At 39.6% G+C, this 4,361-nt stretch carries 5 protein-coding genes; 1 reads left to right on the top strand and 4 read right to left on the bottom strand.

Features of this window, described 5'->3' with window-relative positions; translation table 11 throughout:
* The 3 genes from HP456_RS20415 to cyoE all read right to left on the bottom strand — a co-directional run.
* Positions 1-292 (bottom strand): cbb3-type cytochrome c oxidase subunit I (locus tag HP456_RS20415; RefSeq protein WP_172254527.1); only part of this gene is annotated, 292 nt, incomplete at its 3' end.
* Positions 293-321: 29 nt separating this feature from the next.
* Positions 322-1,398 carry a cytochrome c oxidase subunit II gene (coxB, locus tag HP456_RS20410; RefSeq protein ID WP_172254526.1) on the bottom strand — a complete coding sequence of 359 codons (1,077 nt, stop codon included), beginning with the start codon at positions 1,396-1,398 and terminating at the stop codon, positions 322-324.
* 103 nt (positions 1,399-1,501) lie between these two features.
* On the bottom strand, positions 1,502-2,416 hold the full coding sequence (gene cyoE, locus HP456_RS20405) for a heme o synthase (RefSeq protein WP_172254525.1): 915 nt from the start codon (positions 2,414-2,416) through the stop codon (positions 1,502-1,504).
* A gap of 480 nt (positions 2,417-2,896) precedes the next feature.
* Here cyoE and HP456_RS20400 point away from each other — a divergent pair, with 480 nt between their 5' ends.
* Positions 2,897-3,805: a COX15/CtaA family protein gene (locus tag HP456_RS20400; RefSeq protein ID WP_172254524.1), complete on the top strand. Its 909-nt coding sequence runs from the start codon at positions 2,897-2,899 to the stop codon at positions 3,803-3,805.
* A 292-nt stretch (positions 3,806-4,097) separates the two neighbouring features.
* Here the strand turns inward: HP456_RS20400 and HP456_RS20395 are convergent.
* A partial coding sequence (locus HP456_RS20395) for a biotin/lipoyl-containing protein (protein ID WP_172254523.1) occupies positions 4,098-4,361 on the bottom strand: 264 nt, incomplete at its 5' end.

Genomic DNA, 4,361 nt, shown 5'->3' with positions numbered 1-4,361 from the left:
CGATTTGTAAAGGAACAACGGCATTCATAAATGCAAAGATCAATGGCATGGCAGCCAAGAATATCATCGTTGTACCGTGCATTGTCAATACTTCATTGTATAAGCCTGCACTAATAAAGTCACTATTAGGCACTGCAAGCTGTATACGGATAATAAGAGCTTCCAAACCACCAAGCAGGAAGAAGAATCCTCCTGACATGAGGTAAAGGATGGCGATCTTTTTATGGTCTACTGTTGTTAAGTAATCCCAAATAGTCGCTCCGAAGCCTTTTTTCTGTGCTAAGCTACTCACGATTTAACCTCCCTTTTACTAATCCCCTATTAATCTTGAACTTTTAAGCCCATCAGGTATTCTGCAAGAGCATCCATTTCTTCATCAGACAGCTCTCCATATGTACCAGTCATTTTGTTTCCTGGTTTATACTGCTCAGGGTCATCCAGCCAGTTTTTAAGTTCTTCTTCGTTGTGTTCTAAAATCCCGGCAATTCGGTTACGTTCTCCAAAGGTTGCTAAGTTTGGAGCAAGCCGAGCAGACTCGGGACGCCCGTCTTCTGGAGAAACAGCATGGCAGCTTAAGCATTTTTGGTTGAAGATTTCTTGTCCTTGTTGAGCTAAATCAGAAGTTGGTTTTGGCTCTCCTGCATTTTGCATATCTTCTACCCATGTTGCGAACTCATCTTGAGGCAATGCTTTTACTTTAAAGTCCATCAAAGCATGAGAAGGACCGCAAAGCTCTGCACATTTACCATAAAATACTCCACCGGCTTCCTCGGACTTCTGCCCATCAAACTCCAGGAAGAATGTATTGACACCATCTACGTTAGTATCAATCTTTCCACCTGCAGCCGGAATCCAGAATGAGTGTTTAACATCTGAAGCGGTTACATTGAAATAAACCTTCTTGTCTGTTGGAACCACTAAATCCTGGGATGTGATGATCTTTTGATCTGGATATTCGAATTCCCACCAATATAAGTTAGCACGAACATTCACAACCAGTGCATCACGATTTCCGTCAGCGTCTTTTTTGTCCATTGCTTTAGTATCAGCAAGCTGGAACGTCGCAGTAACAGTTGGAACTGCGAGGATAAGCAGAAGGATGATAGGAATTACAGTCCATAAAATCTCCAAAGTATGGCTTCCTTCTACTTGTTTTGGGATCGTGGTGTCTCCCTTTTTTCTGCGGAAGCGGATGATCGCCACTGCATACACGATTACAACTACAATAATAACCAATACCATTATTAATGTAGCCAGAATCATTAGATCATATTGTGTCTGTGCTACTTCTCCCGCTGGCTGCAGTGTAGATAGAAACGGCTCACCGCAACCAGAAAGGATAAGTGCCATTATGGCTACAATGGAAAATAAGCGCCACTTAGTTAGCCTTGCTTTCATAGCTTAATCAAACCCCTCTTTCGTGTAATGTACTTTTGGAATAAAACAAGGACTCAAAAAAATATCTATTTGGATTTCTTATCAGAAAGAATTCCCACTAATCTTATATAACGGTAACGATAACCATCGTTACAAACAAGATAGTCAAATAATTAAGTGAATATACAAACATCAATTTAGACCACTTAATGTCATCCTTCATTTTATAACCTGCCAGACCAAGAGCTAACCAGCCAATATTAAAGGCCGTGGCAAGAATGAAGAAAAACATCCCTAAATCCATTAGAAAGAAAGGCAGTGGCAATAGGGCGATAACCCATGCGACGATATGATGTTTCGTTATTGCGAAACCCTTTACAACAGGCAGCATTGGTATATTGGCGGCTCTGTACTCTTCCACGCGCTTCATAGCAAGTGCATAGAAATGAGGCGGCTGCCAGATAAACATCATTAAAAATAACACCCATGCGATAATGTCAAGATTAGCATCGACAGCTGCCCAGCCAATTAATGGCGGTACTGCACCGGAGATGCTTCCAACAATCGTGTTGCTTACATATTTTCTTTTGGACCACATTGTATATAATACGACGTAACTAAAGACTCCGATGATTCCAATAACCCCGGCAGTGACTGTAGTCATAAACAGCATGATGATTCCAAATGCAATCATCAAAAGCCCCAATAATGAAGCTTTGGTGCCGTTTATCTTTCCTGTCACCGTTGGACGTTCCTTTGTTCGTTCCATCAAATGATCAATGTCACGATCGTACACATTATTGATGACACAAGATCCCGCTATGATCAACGAGGAACCTACTAATGTGAGGAACATGATATCAAGAGAATTTAGAAAGTGTGTATTCGTAAAATAAAATGCTAACCACATTCCTGTAAAGGTTGTAATTAGATTAGAATTAACAATTCCTACTTTAATTAATGCCAAGAAATCTTTCCAAACAGTGGAAGTTGGGATCTCAGCTTTTTCAACATTTGTCATTAATCGACTGTTTGACATTTTAGCCCTCCTCTTATAAAAACCAAACAGAGGCAGATGACACCCCTTACTACTATAAAGTAAATGAACGACCATTTCTATATCGAATTCAATAATTTAACAGAGATAAGAAATAGTAATTACGCTATCAATATTATATTAAACCATATATTTTTTCTTTTTTGGGATGGAAAAAAATAATATTGTGAAGAAATTGTGAAGAATTTGATTCATGTTGTTCCCTACCTGATTCGACAAATGTTGATTTTATCATAACATATTTTATACAGAAGCGCTTACACAATTAGTATAATCCTTGTTAGGATATTTTTACTATGATTTATCGTCCCCACCTTGCCCATTATGATGCTCAATATTCTGTAACATTTTATCTGTTGAGTTTTAGAACTATTTTCGTTATTATCGTAGAGGCATCAAACTATTTTTCTACTATATTTTTATTTGAATGTAAATAAGTCTTTATCTAAGAAGGTGAATGAATTGCATAAAGGATTGAAATGGCTTGCCGTCCTGACGACATTAGGCATGCTATTTGTACTATTGGGTGGAGCATTAGTGACCAAAACGGAATCAGGCATGGGCTGCGGTCGTTCCTGGCCATTATGTAACGGACAGCTTATACCAACAAATATTACGATAGAATTGGTCATCGAACTTGCACACCGGGTAGTATCCGGTGGAGTCGGACTGCTTGTGCTCGCATTATCAGTATGGTCTTGGAAAGCCATTGGATATAAGCGGGAAACGAAATTTCTTTCGGTACTATCATTCTTTTTCTTACTATTGCAGGGGCTGATAGGAGCTGCCGCGGTTATATGGGGTCAATCCGATTTTGTTCTCGCGTTACACTTTGGGATTTCCCTTATATCATTTGCGGCTATTTTACTACTGACTTTACTTATATTTGAAGTCGATCAAAAATTCGAAGCAAGTTCACTTGTCATCAATAAGCGGATGAGATTCCATATAATCGGCGTTACTCTATACAGCTACATTGTCGTGTATACAGGCGCGCTCGTAAGACATACTAATTCCAGTCTCGTGTGTAAAGACTGGCCGCTATGCGTAAATTCCAGCCCGGGACTACCTGCAAATATGTATGAATGGATTCAAATGGGACACCGCGCTGCTGCCGGGTTTATCTTTTTATGGATTGCCTATATCACCTATATCGCCATCAAAGAGCACAAACATCAGAAAGTCATATACTGGGGTTGGATCATCGCCTTCACTCTTGTGACATTACAGGTTATTTCCGGAGCTCTGGTCGTCTTTACCCGGTTACACTTGGGAATCGCTTTACTTCATGCTTTAATTATCTCATGTCTGTTTGGTTTATTGTGTTACTTCATACTTCTGGCTTCGAGGAGTAAATTGAATAACGAATAAGTTTACAGATTGACCAAAAATGCTGAAAAAAAACTAAAAAACAACTACATTAAGTCGAAATTTTCAGTGTTGACCCTAAATACCGCTAATAATATCCGGCAGGACTTCGCTTTCCACGGGTAACCCGTGTGCCTCCCCGCAAGCTCCTGCGAGGTCTCACATAAGTTACTTTTCCCATCAGGAGCTGTAAACTAAGAATAAAAATAATAAAAAACCCGAACTTACTTGAATCCTGGAATTCAAATTAGTTCGGGTTTTATTTAGACTAAAACACTCTTTTTTTATAGCTTAATTAAGCTTTTAGCATCTCTATCAATAAATCTCCAGGGCTGATTGCATCTCCGCTCTCAACGTAGATATCCTTTACTTTCCCTGAGAATGGAGCTTGAACGGTGGTTTCCATCTTCATGGCTTCCGTAATCATCAAGTGATCTCCTTTCTCTACCATTTCTCCCTTATCGACTATCACTTTGATGACAGTTCCAGGCATCGAAGCACCGATATGACTCTCATCTTTCGGATCCACTTTTCTTTTGGTGGCCACTGTGGATTTAAT

The sequence above is a fragment of the Bacillus haikouensis genome (assembly GCF_013179555.1).
Classification (GTDB): domain Bacteria; phylum Bacillota; class Bacilli; order Bacillales; family Bacillaceae_B; genus Rossellomorea; species Rossellomorea haikouensis_A.
Note: the sequence above shows the minus strand (reverse complement) of the source record. Positions and strands in the feature narration are given on the sequence as shown.

Bases quoted from the DNA above. Each gene is read 5' to 3' on its own strand.
- cyoE (WP_172254525.1), bottom strand. From the start codon at position 2,416: ATGTCAAACAGTCGATTAATGACAAATGTTGAAAAAGCTGAGATCCCA.
- coxB (WP_172254526.1), bottom strand. From the start codon at position 1,398: ATGAAAGCAAGGCTAACTAAGTGGCGCTTATTTTCCATTGTAGCCATA.